Here is a 21,358-nt window from a genome sequence, read left to right on the forward strand (position 1 = left end):
AGGGATCGATGGACCTTGCCTCATAGACGCACCTCGATCCCGCGCGCCGCCATATAACGCTTCGCATCGACGATACGGTGATCCTGGAAATGAAAGATGCTGGCGGCCAATACCGCATCGGCGCCGCCATCGATCACCCCTTGCGCCAAATGCTCCAATTCCCCGACCCCGCCGGAGGCGATGACCGGGATCGGCACCGCATCGCTCACCGAGCGCGTCAATGCCAGATCGAAGCCGTCCCTGGTGCCGTCTTTGTCCATGCTCGTCAACAGGATCTCCCCGGCGCCGAGATCCGCCATCCGCCGACACCACTGCACCGCATCCAATCCGGTGGCGCGCCTTCCCCCGTGGGTGAAAATCTCCCACTGATCGGGGGCGGTCATTTTGGCGTCCACCGCAACCACGATGCACTGCGATCCGAAGCGATTCGCAAGGCGGGAAACGATATCCGGATCGATGATCGCCGCGGTGTTGATCGAGACCTTGTCGGCTCCCGCATTCAGCAAGCGGCGGGCATCGTCGATGCCGCGCACCCCGCCGCCGACGGTCAAGGGAATGAAGACCTGATCCGCAACGGCCTCGACCACCGCAACGATCGTATTCCGCTCGTCGGAAGATGCGGTGATATCGAGAAAGCAGATCTCGTCCGCTCCCTGCTCGTCGTAGCGTCGGGCGACCTCCACCGGATCTCCCGCATCCCGGATATCGACGAAACGAACGCCCTTGACGACCCTTCCGGCATCGATATCAAGGCAGGGTATGATGCGTCGGGCCAGGGTCATGGTCTTGAAAAACAGGCTTGAAAGGGGCGACAGGAGGCGGGTTCGAAAGAGCGCTCGACGATCCTTGCGATGCCGGCATCGCAAGGATCGCATCCACGCCTCGGATTCGTTTTCCGATCCTCTTTTTTTCGTTTCTCGCATTGCAAGTGTTTTTGTGTCATGATTATCATCTCTTGGCGTTGTACTCTTTACGGTAAGGAAGAGCGCATCGACGAGATCGATTTCGCACTCGAAGATGCAACATGAATCGATATGGCAACCAACCGAATCGCACGGAGGATTCGATCATGAAGACAATGCAAGGACTTTTCATTCGATGTCTCGCAGCGACTCTCGCGCTGGGCACGAGCATGTTGGCATTTTCCCAAGCGGCTTTCGCGTGGGAGCCGAAAAAGCCGGTGGATTTCGTGATCATGGCCGGAAAAGGCGGCGGAGCCGATCGGATGGCCCGTTTGATGCAAAGCGTCATCGAAAAAAACGATTTCGCATCGAAGCCCTTCATCCCCATCAACAAACCCGGCGGCAGCGGTGCCGAAGCGCTGCTGCATCTGAAGAACGCCAAGGGAATCGCCGCCGATCATACCGTGATGGTAACCCTCAACAGCTTCTACACCACCCCGATGCGCCAGAAGAATTTGGGAATCGATCCCCTATCCTTCACTCCGGTGGGACGCATGGCCGAGGATACCTTCTTGCTGTGGGTGCATAAAGACAGCGGCATCACCAATATCGAGGACTTCGTCAAAGCGGCGAAGGCCGAAGGGCGCGATTGGATCATGGCGGGGACCGGCAAGGGTCAGGAGGATCAGCTCCTCACCGACTTCCTCAACGGTGCCTACGGGCTGCAAATGAAATACGTTCCCTTCAAAGGCGGCGGTCGGGTGGCCAAGGAGCTGGCGGGGAAACACGCCCACTCCACCGTCAACAACCCCTCGGAGCAGCTCGGCTTCTACGAGGCGGGAACCACGATGCCCATCGCCTCCTTCACCCCGGAACGGCTACCGATGTTCCAAGAGGCTCCGACATTCAAGGAGCTCGGCAAGAACTTCGTCTACTTCATGCAGCGCTCGGTGGTCGGCCCTCAAGCCATGAGCGACGAGGCCGAGGAGTATTATCGGGGCGTCTTCAAGAAAGTCTACGACTCTCCCGAGTGGCAGAAGTACATGACGGATAAAAGCCTCCAAGGCGAGTTCATCACCGGTGATGAACTGATCGCCTACTGGACGGACAACAACGGCCGGCACGAGACGATCCTCAAGGCGATCGGGGAAATATAAGCCCGCGCCCTCAAAGCCACTTCGGTCAATCATCGAAAGGGATCGGCTCGATATCACCCAAGAGCCGATCCCTTTCGAGGCCGAAACTTTCTTTCGACGAATACCCCATTAACTGAGAATTGCCGAAGGTCGAATATTCGATAGCGGATTCTTTTCGCTGCGCGTACGAAAAGACGTGCGTTCTTGATGTCGATATCGATAGGAGAGTCATTTTCCGTGCGCCGAATGGAAATTATCATGGCCATCGTGATGGGGCTATGCTCCATCGGGCTGATGATCAAATCCGCCGAACTCGAAATCGGATGGATACCGGATGAGGGACCGGGCGGCGGAGCCTTTCCATTTTGGCTCGCCGCCGGCATGCTGGTTTGCTGTATCTGGATCGCCTTCAACTGGTGGCAGCGCACCTCCCCGCCATCCACCTCCGTCGAAGCCTTCATGGATCGCCCGGCGCTGATCCTGTTCATCATCGCCGCCGGTTCGTTGGCCTTGATGATCGGCTTGGTCCATCTGATCGGCATCTACGGCTCGGTCCCCATTTTTCTGGTCTTCTATCTTCGCCTGTTCGGCAACCACTCCCTCAGATTGACCTCCGCTCTGGCCTTGACCATACCGGTAGCGATCTTTTTCTTCTTCGAAGTCACGCTGAAGATCACCTTGCCCAAGGGCTCGATCGAATGGATCGAGCGCGTCATTTTCTTCCCGCTTTACGAAATCTTCTTGTGATGCGAGGCGTCTAGCGATGGAAATCTTGGATGCGCTGTTACAGGGATTCATCGTCGCCCTCGAGCCTATCAATCTACTTCTCGTTATCGTCGGGGTCACGGTCGGCTTGTTCATCGGAGCGATGCCGGGCTTGGGCTCGGTCAACGGGGTGGCGATCCTGCTCCCCACCACCTTCCTCGTTCCGCCGACCTCGGCCATCATCTTTCTCGCCGCCATCTACTACGGGGCGATGTACGGCGGAGCCATCAGCTCGATCATGCTGGGCATTCCCGGGGCATCGACCGCGGTGGCGACCACTTTCGACGGGCGCCCGATGGCCCTGCGCGGAGAGGCGGATCAGGCGCTGACGGCGGCCGCGGTGGCTTCCTTCGTCGGCGGCACCATCTCGGTACTCCTGTTCACCGGCTTCGCCCCCCCCTTGGCCGAGGTGGCGCTGGCCTTCGGCTCCCCCGAGGAATTCGCGTTGATGATGTTGGCTTTCGCCACCTTCATCGGGCTCGGGGGAGACGATATCCCCAAGACCCTCTTCTCGATTTTCATCGGCTTGGCGTTGAGCGCGGTGGGGCTCGATATCATCAGCGGCGAGCCGCGGCTGATCTTTTTCGATATCCAGGGATTCTTCCACGGCATCAACTTTCTCGTATTGGCCATCGGTATCTACGGCATCGGCGAGATGTTATGGACCATCGAATCGAGCCGGGGGAATGTCCGGGTCTCGAAAGCCATGGTCAGCGTCGATCGCATCTTGGGGGCCTTACGCCGCACCAAGGAGGCGGTGGGCGCCATCTTCGCCGGTTCCTTTCTCGGCTATTTCGTCGGTATCCTGCCCGCCGCCGGGGCCACCCCAGGCTCCATGATGGCCTACGGCGTGGCCAAGATGATATCGAAAAAACCCGATTCCTTCGGCAAGGGCAATATCTCGGGGGTCGCCGCTCCGGAGGCGGCCAACAATGCCGCCAGCACCGGCTCGATGCTGCCGATGCTGACCTTGGGAATCCCCGGATCCCCGACCACCGCCATCCTCTTGGGAGGGATGGTGATCTGGGGGCTCGAACCCGGGCCCAGGCTCTTCGTCGATCAAGCCGAGTTCGTCTGGGGGCTGATCGCCAGCCTCTACATCGCCAATCTTTTTGCGGTGCTCGTGAATATCGCTTTCATCCCGGCTTTTATCTGGGTATTGAAAATGCCCTTCACGATCCTCGCCCCCGTGATCTTCATCCTCTGCGTGGTCGGTGGCTATGCGCCGACCCAGAATATGCACGATGTCTGGCTGATGTTCGTTTTCGGCATCGCCGCCTATTTGCTGCGCAAACTCGACTATCCGATGGCCCCGGCGGTGCTGGCGATCGTCTTGGGCCCCTTGGCCGAGGTCTCGTTGCGCCAATCGCTGCTGATCGCCCACGGCTCGCCGATGATCTTCTTCGAACGCCCGATCGCAGCGACGATCATGGCCATCTCCTTCGTCCTCTTCGCCTTGCCCTTGGTGAAATACATCCGGGCCCGGCTATCGGATCGAGCGGCGGGGTTGTAGATGCCTTCGAGGGCGATGAGAGATTCGATGGCACGAGCCGGCAACGAAGAGCGAAACGCCCCTTCACGATCCCGATCATCTCTTTGACCGGCAAAAGCGCATATCGGATCCGAGATATCGGCCAAAACCATTCGAAACCGCCCCCCACTCGTCTTTTTCCGATGCCTGCATTCGGCGTCGACGAAGACCCTTCGAGGAAGGAATATCCCCCATGGCCAACGATACGACAGAAAAAGCATCGAATTCGCGCACCGCCCACGATACGCTGGCCCGAAAAAGCCGGGAGGAAACGATCGTCTCCGGTGGTCATCTGGTGGCCAAGGCGCTGAAATGCGAGGGGGTCGATACCATCTTCACCCTCTGCGGGGGGCATATCATCGATATCTACGACGGCTGCATCGACGAAGGGATCAAGGTGGTCGATGTGCGTCACGAACAGGTCGCCGCGCATGCCGCCGATGGCTATGCCCGCCAGACCGGAAGGCTCGGCTGCGTGGTCACGACCGCAGGCCCCGGTTGCACCAATGCGGTGACCGGCATCGCCACCGCCTTTCGATCCGAAAGCCCGGTGCTGCATATCGGCGGACAGGCCGCTTCGAGCCAACATCGGATGGGGGGCTTGCAAGATCTGCCCCATGTCGACATGATGCGCCCGATCACCAAGTTCTCATCGACCGTCGCCTCCACCGAGCGGGTTGCGGATATGGTGGCGATGGCCGCCAGGGAGTGCTTCACCGGGGCCCCGGGGCCGAGCTATTTGGAGATCCCCCGCGATGTTCTGGATCGCGAAGTGCCGCTCGAGAGCGCGGTACTGCCCGATGCCGGCAAATATCGGGCATCGATCCGCTCCGCCGGGGATCCGGCCGATATCGAACGCCTCGCCGATCTTCTGGTTCACTCCGAGCGTCCCGCCATTCTTTTGGGCACTCAGGTTTGGACCTGTCGCGGACACGAGGAAGCCTTGGGGCTCGTGCGATCGTTGAACCTGCCCGCCTACTTCAACGGCTCCGGCCGCGGCCTGCTGCCCCCCGGGGATCCCCATCACTTTCATCGCACCCGCGGGGATGCCTTCAAAAAAGCCGATGTCATCGTGATCGTCGGCACCCCCTTCGACTTTCGGATGGGCTACGGAAAGCGACTGAGCCCGCAGGCCACCATCGTGCAGATCGATCTGGATTACCGCACCGTCGGCAAAAACCGCGATGTCGATCTCGGGATAGTCGGGGATCCGGGAGCGGTGCTCCAAGCGGTGAGCGATGCCGTCAGCGGCCGCTCGGACAATCGCTCGAATACGCGCACCGCTTGGCTCGACGAGCTAAGAGCCTTGGAGCGCAGCAAGACCGAGCGCCTGATGCCGATGCTGACCTCCGACAAGACTCCGATCAGCCCCTATCGAGTGGCATGGGAACTCAATGAATTTCTCGGCGACGATACGATCTATATCGGCGACGGCGGCGATGTGGTCACCATCTCCGCCCAAGCGGTGCAGCCCCGTCGCCCGGGGCATTGGATGGATCCCGGGGCGCTGGGATCGCTGGGGGTGGGCACCGGCTTCGCCCTTGCCTCCAAGCTCGTCCACCCCGACAAAGAGATCCTTTGCTACTACGGCGATGGATCCTTCGGGATGACCGCCTTCGACATGGAAACCGCCAATCGCTTCGGCGCCCCCTATATCGCGGTGATCGGCAATAATTCGGCGATGAATCAGATCCGCTACGGCCAGATCGCCAAATACGGCGAGAATCGGGGCGATATCGGCAATCTCTTGGGAGATATCCCCTTCTCGCAATTCGCGCAGATGCTCGGCGGCTACGGCGAGGAAGTCCATGACCCCGCCGAGATCGCCCCGGCATTGAAACGCGCAAGAGCCGAAGTGCGAGGCAGCGGCCGCTCGGCGGTGATCAATATCTGGGTCGATCCCGACGAATACGCCCCGGGAACCAAAAACCAGACGATGTATAAATAAGGGGCTCGTATCCGGTTCCGGCACGATAAGGGCTCGAAATTCTCGAAAACCTTCGGCGATCGAGCCTTGCAAACGGCGGCTTTATCGCCAAAGCGCCCTCATGTTTCGATGGAGTACGTGTTTCGATGGACTACGTGTTTCGATGGACTACAAGGAAAAAGACTTCATGAGCAAAGCACTCGAAGGAATTCGCATATTGGATATGACCCATGTCCAATCGGGACCCACCTGCACCCAGCTGCTCGCTTGGTTCGGCGCCGATTGCATCAAAGTCGAAAGACCGGGGGTCGGCGATGCCACCCGCGGACAGCTACGCGATATCCCCGATGTCGATAGCCTTTATTTCACGATGCTCAACCATAACAAGCGCAGCATCACCCTCAACCCCAAAACCGAATCCGGCCAACGCATCTTCGAACGCTTGCTCGAAAAATGCGATGTACTGGTCGAAAATTTCGCCCCGGGGGCCATCGATCGGATGGGCTTTCCTTGGGAACGCATCCAGCAAATCAACCCTCGCATCATCTACGCCTCGATCAAGGGCTTCGGTCCCGGGCCTTACGAGCATTGCAAGGTCTACGAAAATGTCGCCCAATGCACCGGCGGCTCCGCAAGCACCACCGGCTTCGACGATGGGCCGCCGATGGTCACCGGATCCCAGATCGGCGATTCCGGCACCGGCTTGCATCTGGCATTGGGCATCGTCGGCGCCCTTTTCCAACGCGAGCGCACCGGGCGCGGACAACGGGTCAGCTGTGCGATGCAAGACGGGGTGCTCAATCTTTGTCGGGTCAAACTGCGGGATCAGCAACGCTTGGCCCACGGCCCGCTGACCGAATACCCCCAATATCCGAACGGTGAATTCGGCAGCGCCGTACCGCGATCCGGCAATGCCTCGGGAGGCGGACAACCGGGTTGGGTCGTCAAGTGCAAGGGTTGGGAAAAAGATCCCAATGCCTATATCTATGTCATCGCCCAAGCCGCGGCCTTCCCCGCCTTGGCCAAGGTCATCGGCCATGAGGATTGGCTGGAAGATCCGACGTGGAATACACCCAAGGCTCGGTTGGCGAAGCTCGATCGGATGTTCGCCGAAATCGAGAAATGGACCATGACCCGAACCAAACTGGAGGTCATGGATATTCTCAATCCCTTGAATATTCCATGCGGGCCGATCCTCTCGATGGAGGAGCTGGCGCAAGAGCGCTCGTTGCACGATGCCGGTACCGTGGTCGAGGTGGACCACCCCGAGCGAGGGACTTATTTGACCGTCGGCAACCCGATCAAACTCTCGGATTCATCCACCGAGGTCGAACGCTCTCCGCTATTGGGCGAGCACACCACGCAGATCATGCGCGAGGTGCTCGGTTTCGACGATGCCACCATCGAAAAAGCCCGGGAGGAAGGAGCGATCGGGAGCGAGGATCTTTGAAAAAAGGGGCACGCCCTCGATTCATCCGAGACCTTCGACGATTCGATAGAAAGTTATACGGAAAAGTGCCGAAGAAACATCTTGACATTTCGCTCAAAATAAGGTAGAGGTATAGGGACAGGTACGGAACTGATCATCACGGAGGAAATAACCATGAAAAAGATAGCAATGATTGCGGTGCTTTTCGGCTTCGCCGGTGCGGTGCACGCCGGCCTGCAAGAAGCGACGAATCAAGGCGGAATCGGCAATCCGCAGGCAAGCGTCGAACAACCGGTGATGGTTGCTGTTAGTACTTTGGGTGAATGCCAATTCCAATGTGACAACCACCACGATAATGGTTCGTCTGGATGGAAAGGGTGTTATGAGAGCTGCGACAACCACTTCAGCGGACAGGCTTCTGCAAAGCCGGAGACGATGCCGGCTGACAGCACCGGCGGAGCGTTTTTGGAGCCGGAGCCGGAATACGACATCAAACTAGGCACCGACCCGCTTTGCGATACCGACCCGTACTCCTGCTTTCATTTCGCAGATAACGATGCAACCGTAATTAGGACGGCGGAGACTCTTGGTGAAGCGCAGCAGGCGTTTCTCATTCCTATAATCATTATTTGCGTGTTCTACTGCAACTACAACGGGGCGTATGATGACTAATCGAGAAAAAAAGGGGCTCCGTACGAGCCCCTTTTTCTTCGGTGATCCTTCGGCGCTATTCAATATGGTTCTTTTAAAAAGCCGTGCTTATAAGGACTCGATATAAAAGAATCGAAAAAAATCGTTGCACTGACATCACCGGCAAAAAAGACCGCTTTATCAAATACGGGCTTCGACTCACCCTGCGCCCTCCGGCTCTTGTCGATGAAGACTCATAAGGCCATGATGATTGGCTGGAAGACCCGAAACGGTCGAGGACACTCTTTACAAGAGATCGTGGGATGGTCGCCGCCGGCACAGCGATAGGGTGATCGAAGGCTTCCCTATGAGCCGAGCTCGTCCGCCAGCGCTTGGGCTTGCGAGAAATCCAGCGTTCCTTCATAAAGAGCGCGGCCGATGATCGCTCCGGTGATCCCCTCGTATTCGACTTCGCACAGCGCGCGGATATCATCCAAACTACTGACCCCGCCGGAAGCGATGATCGGCACCGATACCTCCCTTGCCAAGGAGACCGTCGCTTCCAAATTCACCCCGTCCATCATCCCGTCCCGGCTGATATCGGTGAAGACGAAGGCCTCCGCCCCATCTCGTTCGAAGCGCAGGGCGAGATCGAGAATATTGTGACCTGAGAGTTTCGACCAGCCATCCACCGCAATTTTTCCATCGCGCACATCGAGGCCGATGATGATCCGGCCGGGGAATTCGGCGCAGACATCGGCGATGAAATGAGGGGCGGTGGCGGCGCGGGTGCCGAGGATGACGAAACGCACCCCGGCATGGATATAACTCTCGATTTTTTCCTCGTCCCGGATGCCGCCGCCGACTTGCACCGGTATTTCGGGATAGGCCTCGGCGATGGAGCGGATCACTCCGGCATTTTTCGGCTCGCCGGCGACCGCCCCGTCGAGATCGACGATATGCAAGCGCCGGGCACCGGCCTCGATCCAACGCTCGGCCATCGCCAGAGGATCGTCGGAAAAGACGGTCGCGGTCTCCATCCGCCCCCGTTGCAGGCGCACGCATTGACGATCCTTGATATCGATTGCCGGGATGAGAAGCATCGCATTTCCCCCTTTTCATAAGGAGCCGAAAGGCGGCTCGCACCGATATTGTCCATGCCGCAAGACCCTTCGCCCTTCGACGAATCCCGCCCCCTTGCGGGCAATGAACAGGCGATATCGCAAGCGACGATCGATCGCCGCCCTTATCCGAGGCCCGCATTGTGCGCCGAAGAAGGCGTCGCTCGAAAGCCCGAGCGAGGGCATCGACGCCGGCGCCTCGATCATATCCTCGGGCGCCCACCACCCTATCCCTCGAGCGGATATCCCTTATCAAGGCAGCCGAAAAAGCGCTTCATCGCCCTTCGAGGCTCGATGGCGTTTTTTCGATATCGGTTCGAGGCGAATGATGGCTCTTTGCAAAAGATCTTGTCGATGCCTTGGGATAAGTCCGGGTCGATTATTTTAATCGCCCCGGCGAGATCGTCAATCGATACCCCGCCTGCGGATCTACGATATCTCGAACGAGATCATGACAAGCGATATCGGAAAACGATATCGGGCGGCAAAGATGCGGCCAATGCCGCCCTTTCAAAAAATATCCGGCTCGCCGGGATTGGATCCGAAATCGCTTTGCAGATAATCGAAATCGCAGCCCTCGTTGGCTTGGGTGATATGACGGGCGAACATCCATCCATAACCCCGCCGAAAACGCGGCTCGGGCGCTATCCACGCCGAACGCCGAGCGGCGATCTCCTGCTCGGGAACGAGCATGTCGATGCGGCGCTCCCCCACACTGATACGCACCCGATCCCCGCTGCGAAGCAGGGCCAGCGGCCCCCCGACATGCGACTCGGGAGCGATATGGAGCACGCAGGCCCCGTAGCTGGTCCCGCTCATGCGGGCATCGGAAAGGCGCACCATGTCTCGCACCCCCTGTCGAAGCAGTTTTTTCGGGATCGGAAGCATCCCCCACTCCGGCATACCGGGGCCGCCTTGAGGTCCGGCCCCGCGAAGGACGAGAACGGTATCGGCATCCACATCGAGGGATTCGTCGTCGATGGCCGCTTTCATCTGCGGATAGTCGTCGAAGACCAATGCCCGTCCCTCATGCTCACGCAGGCGCGCCTCGCAAGCCGCCGGTTTGATGACGCAACCGTCGGGGGCGAGATTGCCCCGCAACACCGCAAGCGATCCCTCGTGATAGATCGGATCCTCCAAGGAGCGAATGACATCGGGGTCGAAGACCTCGGCATCGGCGATGCTCTGCCCGAGACTCCGGCCGCTGACGGTCATGGCCTCGAGATCGAGGCGATCCGAAAGGCGCCGCATCAAGGCGCACAAGCCGCCGGCGTAGAAGAAATCCTCCATCAAATAGCGATCGCCCGATGGACGAATATTGGCGATCACCGGGGTGGACCTCCCGGCGGCATCGAAATCATCGAGCGACAAAGGCACCCCGGCTCGACGAGCGATGGCGATCAGATGGATGATGGCATTGGTCGAGCAACCCAAGGACATGGCCACCGCCAGCGCATTGGCGACGGCGCGGGCATCGAGGATTCGATCCGGGCGAAGATCTTCGAGCACCATCTCGACGATACGCCTTCCGCAATCGGCGGCCATGCGAGGGTGGCCGGAGTCGGCGGCGGGGATCGAGCTCGCCCCCGGCAGGCATAATCCCAAGGCGTCGGCGATCGCGGTCATGGTGCTGGCCGTACCCATGGTCATGCAATGACCGTAGGAGCGGGCGATCCCGCCCTCGACTTCGTTCCACTCCTCGATTCCGATCTTCCCCGCCCGCCGCTCGTCCCAATACTTCCAAGTATCCGATCCGCTCCCCAAGACTTCGCCCCTATAGTTGCCCCGCAGCATCGGCCCCGCCGGGAAAAAGATGAAAGGCAGCCCGACGCTCAAAGCCCCCATCAACAACCCCGGGGTGGTCTTGTCGCACCCTCCCATCAACACCGCCCCGTCGATCGGATGGCTGCGCAGGAGCTCCTCGGTCTCGATGGCGAGGAGGTTGCGATAGAGCATGGTGGTCGGCTTGACGAAGGGCTCGGACAAGGAGAGCGCCGGCAGTTCCAAGGGGAATCCTCCGGCTTGGAAGACCCCGCGCTTGATATCCTCGACCCGATGCCGAAAGTGCTGATGGCATTGGTTGATATCCGACCAGGTATTGACGATGGCGATGAAGGGCTTGCCCTCGAAGTCCCGGCGCGAGTAGCCCATCTGCATCGCCCTGGAGCGATGGCCGAAACTGCGCAGATCGTCGGGGTCGAACCAACGCCCGCTGCGAAAGATTTGGGGTTTATCCGGCTTTTCTTGGCTCATATCAGGCAAATCCGGTGGCAAGGGCGAACATCGATACGATGATGCCGGCGGCGGCGGCAAAGCCGACGATACCGGGCCACACACCGTAAGTGCGATCCGTTTCGCGCCAGTCTTTTTCGATCATTTCGTCGATATTCCTCGAAGTGGCCGAGATCGACATCGACCTCGCAGGCAAGGATTGAAGCGGCGATGTCGACCATCGGCGAGTATACCCACCATCGAAAGCCTCGCCCGAAAGCGCACAATTGCGCAAGCAATGCGGTGCGGATCGCTCGAAGCCGAAGGCGTCAACTACCGAGCCACTGGGGCAAGAACAAGGCGATCGGCGGAAAAAACATCACCAGCATCAATCCGATGATTTGCAGGGCGATAAAGGGGAGCACGGCAACGAAAATTTCCTGCAGGCTGATTTGCGGCGGGGCCACCGATTTCAACCAAAAACATGCCGGACCGAAGGGCGGAGAGAGAAAATAGATCTGGATGCTCATCACGAAGAGGATGCCGAACCAGACCGCCGCCCAATCGGAATCCAGACCCAGTTCCGGGGCCATCGCCGTCACCACCGGGGCGAAAACCGGCACGGTGATGAAAACGATGGCGATCCACTCCATGAACGTGCCCAGGATCACGAGGATACCCATCATCACGAAGATCACCCCGATGGCGGGCAAGCCGAGATCGAGCAGGAGGCTGCGCATGAAATCGCCGCCGCCGATCAGGTTGTAGATGCCGACGAAACTGACCGCCCCCAAGATCAACCAGATAATCGTGCCGACCGTGCTCATGGTGCCCGAAAGGGCGGCCTGCAACAGATCCCAATCGAAGCGATTGCGCACCGCCGCCACCACGATGGCCCCGAAGACCCCGACCGCCGCGGCCTCGGTCACCGAGGCGATCCCGGCATAAATCGATCCCATCACGCAGGCGATCAGGAAAATGCACAGGATCACCGCGGTCATGCGGGAGCGGGAAAGGCCGGATTTCGAACCGGTCAACTTCGCGACCTCCGCCGCCGTGGGGGCCAAGGCGGGATTGAGATGGCAGCGAAGGAGCACGAAGGAGGCGTAGAAAAAAGCCAACATCAAACCCGGTACGGCCCCGGCCATGAAGAGATCGCCGATGGCGACCTCCGCCGTCAACCCGTAGACGATCATGATGATGCTCGGCGGGATCAAGGTCGCCAGCGCCCCGGAGGCGCAGATCACCCCCACCGTCAGTTTGCGGTCGTAGCCCAAGCGCAGCATCTGCGGCAAGGCGACGAGCCCGAGCATCACGATCTCGCCCCCCATCACCCCCGACATCGCCGCCAAGATCACCGCCACCACCACGGTTTGCACCGCGACCCCGCCGCGTAGATTGCCGGCGAAGATCGACATGGCATCGAAAAGATCCTCGGCGACCCCGGCGCGCTCCAAGATGGAAGCCATCAGCACGAAAAGCGGCACCGCCACCAGCGGATATTTTTCCAACAAGCCGAAGGCGTTGGTCGATACCAGATACAGGCCCTTGGGGCCGAAAAAGAAGAGCGCGCAGATCACGGAGACGATCAAGGTGACGATGCCCAGCGGCATCCCGGTGATCATCAGCAGCACCAAAGCGGCGACGATGATCAGGCTGAGCCAACCGATCCCCAGCCCCCGGATATCGACCATTTGCGAGGGATCGAGGGCTTGCCCCAGTCCCGAGAAAAAGCGATCCGGGGCGGCCAGCGCGCTCGCATCATCGCTGTAATGGGCGACCACGATGGCCAACAGGCGCAGCGCGATCAGGGCCAGAACGATGAGCACGATCCCCTTGGCCAGCGGCGTTTCGAAATGACGATAGAGATTGACCGAGAGCTGCGAGAGATAAAGAAGGGCGCCGATGGCCAATACGCTTTTGAGCAACATCGGCTGCGGGGAATTGAAAGCGCTGCCCGCCCGCTCGATCAGATCGATCGAATCCAAGGCATGGGTCAGGGCATCGCAAAGCAGCAGGAAAAGCGCCGCCACCCCGACCGTCATCGCAAAGAGATCCAAGCGCCACCTGGCCCGCTGACCGATCAGGATGTAGATCACGGTGATGCCGATATGGCGCCGCTTCAAGGTGACGTAGCCTGCGGAGATCATCCACGCGAAGGCGCACAGCACCATCACCACTTCGAAAGCCCATTGGGTGGGAGCGGAGAAGACGTAGCGCATGACCACCTCGTACAAGGTGATCGCCGCGCACAGGATGTAAAACTGAGCCACGGCGAGACCGCTGAAATGGCTCAGATGGTCGATCGCCGTATATCGATCCTTCGTCGGGGGGATGTGCCCGGGCTCTTCCGGCGTCGGCGACGCCGAGCCGAGCAAGCCGGACAAGCCCGTGGATGAAGTGGACATCGAAGGCTTACCCCAAGGCCGTCCGAGAAAAGAGCGGGCGCTCGATCCCAAGTCTCATGCCAAGGCTCATTGCGATGCCTCTTTGCGCCGGAGCCCGATGCAAAGTCATCCGATCACCCTTCCCAGTGCACCCGATTGCGAAATTCGGCTCCGATTCGCTCGATCCAGATATCGGCTTCCTTGGCAGAAATCACGCCGTTGTCGACCCCCTCCTCGACGAAGGGGGCGAAGCTCGCCGTCAGGGTATCGATCAGATCGACCGGATCGAATCCGAATTTTTCGCAAATCGCCGCCAAATTCATCCCCTCGTCTTCCATCAATACATGCATTTCCCGATGAGTGATGCCGAGATAGGCCTCCAGCACATTTTGAATGTCGGCGTGTCCCCGATGGAGCCCCAGCCTGCCGTCCCCCCATGCGGCAACGACCAATCGCTCGAGGTCGGCCTTGCTGTCGACGGTCCCGTCGAAACCGGAGCGAGCACCGGGGCCATGCGCTTTCATATTCACGATCCTCTCTCCCGTGGCCGAGGAGACGATATCCTCGGCCGAGGTGCAGGCCGTCAACCAAAGGGCGATGAGCGCCGATATCGACAAGGCCCTCAAGGCTTTCATTCCCCGCTCCTTGGAAAGGGAGCCAAGAGGTGCAAGCCCCTCGGCGACCGATGATCGCCCGCCCCGGGCAGCCGTCTTCGCCGCCCGGCGACGAGTCGATCCTGCAACCGGCTTACGCTCGCTGCCTTGCCAGGGAGGATTCCTTGGCAAGGCAGCATCCGAAGACGACGCTCTTTTTCAATCAAAGCATCGACCCCCTCGCCTTCGCCTTTTCGCGCGTTCGAACGATCAAGGCTTGTCCGATCCGGCCAAGCGAGAGGATTTCTCGCGATTGGGCATTCGAGCATCCGACTATTTGAGCAGGCCGTAACGCTTCATGAAGTCGATATGAGCCTCGTAGGCCTCCTTGGCCAGATCGGACTGCTCGGCGAAATCGGCCCATGCGGACATCGCGATTTGGCGAAATCGATCGCGCTCGGCTTGCGGCCAATCGACGATCTCCTCGACCGTCCCCTGCCCGGCCCGATCCTTCGCCACCAAGTTGCGATCCTCGATATCGGCGGTGCGTCGAAGGTCGGTATAGGCCGCCAGATACCATACTTCCAGGATCGAACGCTCGGCTTCGCTCAAATCGTTCCAAACATCCTTGTTGACGATGAACTGCAATACCGCCTGACTGTGGATGCCGGGATAGATCGGATAACGAGCGATCTTGTGCATCCCCGAGGCGTTGTTATTGACATAGGCGCTGGCATCGGCGGCGTCGACGATGCCCTTTTCGAGCGAGGTATAGACCTCGGAGAAGGGAATCGCCACCGGGCTCGCCCCCGCCCGCTTGAAGACCTCGGACGCCAGACCCTCGGGAGAGCGGATTTTGATCCCTTCGAGATCGTCGACCCCGCGAATGGGCTTCGTCGATACCAATGCCTCCCGGGCGTAAGGGCCGCAGCCGATGACGTGAATCTTGCCCTTGCCGTATCGATCATAGGCCTTTTGCAAGATCTCCTTGCCGCCGCCGTTCATGCAGAAGATCTGCACCTGATCCGGATTGTCGTAGCCGGCGATGAGGTCGCCGAGCATCGCGAAAACGGGATCGCGTCCCGAGAAATAGGAAACGGCATTGAGGTCGCCGTCCAAGATACCCACGGCCACGGCATCGATGGTCTCTCGATGCGGAACCACCGAACGGGTGGGGAGGATTTGAAGTTCCAACGAGCCCCCGGACATCTCCTTGACCTTGGGCGCCCAAACCTCGGTCAGCTGCCGATAGGTGAAATCGCCGGCATTCTGGCTGGCTTGAAGTTTGAGCACCTTGGCCGCCTCGGCCGAGGCCGAAAGGGCGCAAAGGGCGAGCGCGCCGAGCGCCGCCATCACGATGCCTCGAGCGGATATCGAACGATCCTTCGTCATCGTCTTATCTCCTCTTTATCGATCTTCGCCCCCGATCGACGGCTCGTCTTTGCGCAAGCGTTTTTTCGATCGGCGGCCGTTATTCCCCGAAAAAGCGCCCATCAGACCTTGCCCTTCCAAGGAACGAGTGATTTTTCGAGCCGGCGCATGGCCAAGTCGAAAACGAAAGCCACCGCCCCGATGACCACGATACCGAGAAAGACGATATCGGTGGCAAGGAAGCGAGCGGCATTGAGCACCATCACCCCGATCCCCGCCTTCGCCGCCACCATCTCCGCCGCCACCAAGGTGGTCCAGCCGAAGGCGATGGCGACCCGCATCCCGGTGAGGATCTCGGGCAGTGCGGCCTTGATCACCACTTGCCGGATCACCTGCCCCCGGCTCGCCCCCATCGAATAGGCGGCGTGGATCTGCTCGATCGAAACCGATCGCACCCCGGCGCGGGCGTTGATGGCGATCGGCGCGAAACAGGCCAGATAAATCAAGAAGATCTTGCCGGATTCACCGATACCGAACCAGATGATGGTCAGCGGCAGGTAGGCCAAAGGAGGAATCGGGCGGTAGAACTCGATCGGGGGGTCGAAGACCCCGCGGGTGAAGCGGCTCATGCCCATCGCCACCCCGATGGGTATGGCGGTGATCGCCGCAAGGAAAAACGAGGTGAATACCCGATAAAGACTCCACAGAATATGCTCGTGCAGGGCGTGCTCGCTGAATCCGTGGCAGGGAGCGCTCACCTCGTCCAAGGCCCCGATGAAGACCAAAAACACCTCCGTATAGTGGCTCGTGCAGGCGATCTTGTTGAATTTCGAGATCACCATCTCCGGCGATGGCAGGAAAAGCGGACGGATCAGTTCGAGATGGGTGATGAGCCACCAGCCCCCGAGGATCACCACGATGGTGACCAAACTGATGAAGGTGCTGTTGCCTCGCCCGGGAGCCCCGTATTGATCGACGATGGGAAGGGAGGCCTTGCGAGCGAAGGGATTGAGGCTCACGGCGCACCTCCGGCGGCGGTGGTATCGGCGATCTCGTCGACTTCCTCGCCATGGATGATCGAGAGGATCTCCTCTCGCATGCGAATGAATTCAGTGGATGATTTGATCTTGCGGGCATCGCCGATTTCGAGGAAGCGATGGCAGAAATCCAAGGAATATTCGTGGGTGATCCTTCCCGGTCGAGGAGACATCACCACCAAGCGAGTGGCCATGAAAAGCGCCTCCTCGACGCTATGGGTGATGAAAAAAACCACCTTGTCGGTGGCTTTCCACACTCTCAATATCAGTTCTTGCATATTCTCCCGCGTGAAGGCATCCAACGCCCCCAAGGGCTCGTCCATCAACAACATATCCGGATCGCAAGTAAGGGCCCGCGCCAACCCCACCCGTTGCTGCATGCCTCCGGAGAGCTGGTAGATCGGATAGCGTTGGAAATCGGATAGCCCCACCAGCGAGAGGTTCTCTTGCGCCCGCCGGCGGCGTTCGGATGCCGGGATCCCTTGCAGCATCAGGCCGAACTCGGTGTTCTCGACCACATTCAGCCACGGCAGCAAGGCATGCTTTTGAAAGACGACCCCCCGATCGCGACCCGGCCCGGTGATCGGATGACCGTGATTGAGGATCTCCCCCGAGGTGGGGGTGAGAAAACCGGCGATGACATTGAGCAAGGTGGTCTTGCCGCAACCCGAGGCCCCCAAGGCAACCACGAATTCACCGCTTCGAAAATCGAAGTCGATATTGTCCAGAGCCTTGACCGTACCTGCGCCCTCGAGTGCCGGGAATTCCATCGAGACCCGAGACAGGCTGATCACCGTCGCCATGCGCGCCCTCCCCTTGGCATCGGATTCGATGGCCGCCCATCGCCGAAGCCCTCGATCTTCGGCAACATCCGAATCCGCTTTTCGCTCCCCGATTCCCTCGCCGATGCTCTTGGAGCATGCAAGGAAGGAGACGATCCCCCCTTTTTAGGATCGGATCGAGGATCTCGCAGCCTTCGACAAGGGGGTCGAAAAAATCGACCCCCTTGCCTTTGACCACCTTGCCTTTTCGGGATCGAGATCCGAGGGAGGGGTCCGCGAAGGGCGGATCGCTTCGGAGCCTTTTCGAGCGAAATCGAATGGAAAAACGATGGACCTCGGTCGATCGAGCGCCGGATCAGCACCCCCCGTCCAAGACCATTTGCGCGAATTTCGGGGTCGCCGAATCCGCATAGCTATCCAATACCCCATCCAGCTTGCCTTGCGATACCAAAAACTCCGACGCCGCCATCAACGCATTTTGCACCCCGCCACCCAACCAAGTCTGCGATACCTGCTCTTCCAAGGTCGGATAATCGTAGAGCGAGAGCACCATCCCCACTTGGCTTTCGTCCCCCGATACCGCCTTGGCCACCCCCATCGCCTTCATCGTCCCCGGGCCGTAGTCATCGGGATTCGAACGATAATCCGCATCCGCCGACGAGACCATCTTCACCCACTCGCAGGCGAAATCGGGGTGTTCCGAGGTGAACCCCTTGCGCGCCACCATCGCATCGAAGGTCGCTTTGCCCCAATTGCTCAAATCCCCCGAGGTGAGCAGTATCCGGCCCTTCTTCTTCATCGCCCCCAATGCCGGATCCCATACGAACCCGCCGTTGATATCCCCTCGCTCCCAAGCGGCGACCATATCCGGCGGCGACATATCCAATACATCCAAATCCCTCGGGGACATGCCGAACTGCTCCAAGGCGAACATCATGTGGAAGTGCGTCGTCGAGCCGAAGGGCACCCCGATCTTCTTGCCCTTCAAATCCTGCGGGGCCACGATCGTGTCGTCGACCACCAAGGCCTCGGCATCGTTGATATTGTCGTAGACGTAGATCACTTGCAGATCCACCCCCCGGCTATATCCCGCCGCCGTCGGCGAGGAACCGTTCAAGGAAATATCCACCGAGCCCGATGCCATGGCGTTGATCACCTCGGTTCCCGATGTGAACTTCACGAACTCGATGGTCTTGCCTCCCAAGCCCTTTTCCTTCAACTCGTCCATCTTCGCCTTCCACGGGCCGTAGACCAACTGATAGCCCACCGTCACATCGGCCGAGCGCGCCCCTTGCAAAGGCGCCAGCATCGTGAACGCCAGCGCCGCCCCCAGCGATATCCCTATCCGCTTGTTCATCTCCTTACCCTCCTCGAAAAATGATCTTTGTAGGTGGATGCTGCCGAAATGCGCACTCGATGGTTCGAATCCGAAGCGTCGAATCCGACCGATCGAGAATGAAACGAAACCGAGTATACGCAAAAGGGCAGCGCCCATCGTCGTGTTCGATCAAGTCGCCGCGGACTTCTAACCCCTCGTTCTTCGCCGGCTTACGCCCCATCGCCTCATCGAAAAAGGCGGATTCCTTCGCACCGATATCGATTCGATCGAGAAAAAGGGGTACCGGACCTAAAAGAGCGCGATATGCGTTTTCAAAACCAAAAACATGGCCTTTCGGGTCATAATGGCTTCGCCGAGCGATCGACGGACCGAACCTCGATCGCTCGCAAGCGATGCCGATCAATCCCGAGCGCCGCCCCGGCGCCTCGGGCTGCACGAAAATCCGACGCATCATCATGGGTGAGCGAAGCCATTCGACCCCCGACAGGAGAACCGATTCGATGGACATCAAGAAAACGATCGTCACAATCGTCGCCGTCTTCACCACCGTCGCCGGAACGACGGTCGGCGCCGAGACCTTCCGCTACTCCACTTCCGGCGACATCTTGGGACTCGACCCCTATACGAATAACGAGGGGCCGACCAATACCATGAAATCCAACCTCTACGAGGGATTGCTGCACCGTTCTCACGATCTCTCCCTACACCCCGCTCTGGCCACGGACTGGGAGCAAAACACGCCGACGCAATGGCGCTTCAATCTGCGCAAAGGGGTGACATTCCACAACGGCAATCCCTTCACCGCCGACGATGTGCTGGCATCGCTGGATCGCATACGCCAGCCGGATTCCGACATGACCTTCGCGGTCGCCTCCATCGACCGGATCGACAAGATCGACGATCACACCATCGATATCATCACCAAGAATCCGGATCCCACCTTGCTGCTCAACCTCCCTCTTTTTTGGATCATGGATAAAGAGTGGCTGGAAGAAAACGACGCCTTCACCCTCGAGACCGGAGCGACGGTCAAGACCTTCGCCAACCTCAATGTCAACGGCACCGGACCCTTCATGCTTTCGGAGTGGGTACCCGATACCCGCACCGTGCTGCGGCCCAATCCGAATTGGTGGGGCACGCCGACTCATAACCTGACCGAAGCGGTCTTCACCCCCATCGGCAACGCCGCCACCCGCGTCGCCGCCTTGCTCTCCGGCGAAATCGATCTGATGTATCCGGTTCCCTTGCAGGATATTCCTCGATTGGAAAACACCCCGGGAATCACCGCCTTGCAAGGGGCGGAGCTGCGCACCATCTTCTTCGGCTTCGATCAACATCGCGACGAACTGCTGGATATGCCGGGATCGGGCAAGAATCCCTTCAAGGATGTCAGGGTGCGCAAGGCCTTCTACCAGGCGATCAATATCGAAGCCATCAAACGAGCGGTGATGCGCAATGCCTCGATTCCCGCAGGATTGATGATCGCCCCCGGAATCAACGGCTATCAAGCGGATATGAACGATCGCTTCGCCTACGATCCGGAAGAATCCAAGCGCTTGCTGGCCGAGGCCGGCTACCCCGATGGCTTCGAGGTGACCTTGGATTGCCCGAACGATCGCTATGTCAACGACGAGGCGATCTGCATCGCCGTGGTGCCGATGCTCAAACGCGTCGGAATCGACGTCAAGCTCAACGCCCAGACCAAATCGTTGCACTTCCAAAAGATCGGCCAGACGGAGAACTGGAATACGAGCTTCTTCATGCTCGGCTGGACTCCGGGCAGCTACGATGCCCACAATCCCCTCAACCAGCTGATGAGCGTCGACGGCGAGGGCCAAGGCACTTGGAACAGCGGGCGCTATTCCAATCCCCGGGTCGAGGAACTGACCGATCTCGTCGCCAAGGAAACCGATACCGCCAAGCGCAACGAAATGATCCGGGAAGCCTTCCAGATCCACAAGGACGAGGTGGGACATATCCCGCTGCATCAACAAGCCTTGGCGTGGGGGATCGGCAAGCGGGTCAAGGAAGTCAAGCAGCGTCCCTTCAACGATGTCGACCTGCGCTATGTGATCATGAACTGACAAGGGGGATCGAATCCCGTCGGCCCCGGGGTATCGGGTAGTCGGGTCTCGGGGCTCGGAAAACCGCAAGCCCTTTCATGCAATATCGCGCAGGATCGAGACGGTGCTTCACG

General features: G+C 59.4%; 18 protein-coding genes. 8 read left to right on the forward strand and 10 right to left on the reverse strand.

The genetic code is table 11. The features are described 5' to 3' along the window. Positions 1-20 precede the first annotated feature (20 nt). Positions 21-782 (reverse strand): imidazole glycerol phosphate synthase subunit HisF, encoded by a 762-nt coding sequence (gene hisF / locus BF99_RS0105100; protein ID WP_025770025.1) that lies wholly within the window; start codon positions 780-782, stop codon positions 21-23. Positions 783-1,069: 287 nt separating this feature from the next. On the opposite strand from hisF, the gene BF99_RS0105110 reads away from it, so the two are divergent. The 6 genes from BF99_RS0105110 (at position 1,070) to BF99_RS0105145 (ending at position 8,362) form a co-directional block, all read left to right on the forward strand. Next, positions 1,070-2,059 (forward strand): Bug family tripartite tricarboxylate transporter substrate binding protein, encoded by a 990-nt coding sequence (locus tag BF99_RS0105110; protein WP_038097386.1) that lies wholly within the window; start codon positions 1,070-1,072, stop codon positions 2,057-2,059. Positions 2,060-2,296: 237 nt separating this feature from the next. Further along, on the forward strand, positions 2,297-2,785 hold the full coding sequence (locus BF99_RS0105120) for a tripartite tricarboxylate transporter TctB family protein (RefSeq protein ID WP_231471309.1): 489 nt from the start codon (positions 2,297-2,299) through the stop codon (positions 2,783-2,785). 16 nt (positions 2,786-2,801) lie between these two features. Next, entirely contained in the window at positions 2,802-4,316 is a 1,515-nt protein-coding gene (locus BF99_RS0105125; protein ID WP_025770028.1) for a tripartite tricarboxylate transporter permease, read from the forward strand. Positions 4,317-4,527: 211 nt separating this feature from the next. Next, positions 4,528-6,282, forward strand: coding sequence for a thiamine pyrophosphate-binding protein (locus BF99_RS0105135; RefSeq protein WP_038097356.1), 1,755 nt, complete (start codon positions 4,528-4,530; stop codon positions 6,280-6,282). Positions 6,283-6,424: 142 nt separating this feature from the next. Next, positions 6,425-7,711, forward strand: coding sequence for a formyl-CoA transferase (frc, locus tag BF99_RS0105140; RefSeq protein WP_231471310.1), 1,287 nt, complete (start codon positions 6,425-6,427; stop codon positions 7,709-7,711). 153 nt (positions 7,712-7,864) lie between these two features. Then, on the forward strand, positions 7,865-8,362 hold the full coding sequence (locus BF99_RS0105145; RefSeq protein ID WP_025770031.1) for a hypothetical protein: 498 nt from the start codon (positions 7,865-7,867) through the stop codon (positions 8,360-8,362). 323 nt (positions 8,363-8,685) lie between these two features. On the opposite strand, the gene hisA is transcribed toward BF99_RS0105145, so the two are convergent. The 5 genes from hisA to BF99_RS0105185 all read right to left on the reverse strand — a co-directional run bounded on the left by hisA (position 8,686) and on the right by BF99_RS0105185 (position 14,674). Continuing rightward, the gene (gene hisA / locus BF99_RS0105150; RefSeq protein WP_025770032.1) at positions 8,686-9,423 is read right to left on the reverse strand and encodes a 1-(5-phosphoribosyl)-5-[(5-phosphoribosylamino)methylideneamino]imidazole-4-carboxamide isomerase; all 738 of its coding nucleotides are present in this window, start codon (positions 9,421-9,423) and stop codon (positions 8,686-8,688) included. Positions 9,424-9,951: 528 nt separating this feature from the next. Continuing rightward, the gene (gene araD / locus BF99_RS0105170; protein ID WP_025770034.1) at positions 9,952-11,694 is read right to left on the reverse strand and encodes an L-arabinonate dehydratase; all 1,743 of its coding nucleotides are present in this window, start codon (positions 11,692-11,694) and stop codon (positions 9,952-9,954) included. A gap of 1 nt (position 11,695) precedes the next feature. Then, a complete protein-coding gene (locus tag BF99_RS23905) occupies positions 11,696-11,818 on the reverse strand; it encodes a hypothetical protein (protein WP_306699567.1) in 123 nt (40 codons plus the stop codon). A 163-nt stretch (positions 11,819-11,981) separates the two neighbouring features. Beyond that, the gene (locus tag BF99_RS22390; RefSeq protein ID WP_081759114.1) at positions 11,982-14,060 is read right to left on the reverse strand and encodes a TRAP transporter large permease subunit; all 2,079 of its coding nucleotides are present in this window, start codon (positions 14,058-14,060) and stop codon (positions 11,982-11,984) included. A gap of 113 nt (positions 14,061-14,173) precedes the next feature. Beyond that, positions 14,174-14,674 carry a hypothetical protein gene (locus BF99_RS0105185; protein WP_025770037.1) on the reverse strand — a complete coding sequence of 167 codons (501 nt, stop codon included), beginning with the start codon at positions 14,672-14,674 and terminating at the stop codon, positions 14,174-14,176. Positions 14,675-14,703: 29 nt separating this feature from the next. On the opposite strand from BF99_RS0105185, the gene BF99_RS0105190 reads away from it, so the two are divergent. Further along, positions 14,704-14,973 (forward strand): hypothetical protein, encoded by a 270-nt coding sequence (locus BF99_RS0105190; RefSeq protein ID WP_156013173.1) that lies wholly within the window; start codon positions 14,704-14,706, stop codon positions 14,971-14,973. Here BF99_RS0105190 and BF99_RS0105195 read toward each other — a convergent pair. From BF99_RS0105195 to tauA, 4 genes are all read right to left on the reverse strand, one after another. After that, complete coding sequence (locus BF99_RS0105195) at positions 14,966-16,024, reverse strand: TRAP transporter substrate-binding protein (protein WP_156013174.1); 1,059 nt, start codon at positions 16,022-16,024, stop codon at positions 14,966-14,968. The two genes, BF99_RS0105190 and BF99_RS0105195, sit on opposite strands and share 8 nt — an antisense overlap. Before the next feature lie 101 nt (positions 16,025-16,125). Then, entirely contained in the window at positions 16,126-17,022 is an 897-nt protein-coding gene (locus tag BF99_RS0105205; protein ID WP_025770040.1) for an ABC transporter permease subunit, read from the reverse strand. Beyond that, the gene (locus BF99_RS0105210) at positions 17,019-17,843 is read right to left on the reverse strand and encodes a taurine ABC transporter ATP-binding protein (RefSeq protein WP_025770041.1); all 825 of its coding nucleotides are present in this window, start codon (positions 17,841-17,843) and stop codon (positions 17,019-17,021) included. The genes BF99_RS0105205 and BF99_RS0105210 overlap by 4 nt, the downstream gene beginning before the upstream one ends. Before the next feature lie 334 nt (positions 17,844-18,177). Beyond that, positions 18,178-19,179, reverse strand: a complete 1,002-nt coding sequence (gene tauA / locus BF99_RS0105225; protein ID WP_025770043.1) for a taurine ABC transporter substrate-binding protein — start codon at positions 19,177-19,179, stop codon at positions 18,178-18,180. Positions 19,180-19,661: 482 nt separating this feature from the next. Between tauA and BF99_RS0105235 the strand changes: the two genes are divergently transcribed. Then, on the forward strand, positions 19,662-21,245 hold the full coding sequence (locus BF99_RS0105235; protein WP_025770045.1) for an ABC transporter substrate-binding protein: 1,584 nt from the start codon (positions 19,662-19,664) through the stop codon (positions 21,243-21,245). Positions 21,246-21,358 lie beyond the last annotated feature (113 nt).

Origin of the sequence: Thioalkalivibrio sp. HK1 (assembly GCA_000583135.1) — a bacterium.
GTDB lineage: Bacteria > Pseudomonadota > Gammaproteobacteria > HK1 > HK1 > HK1.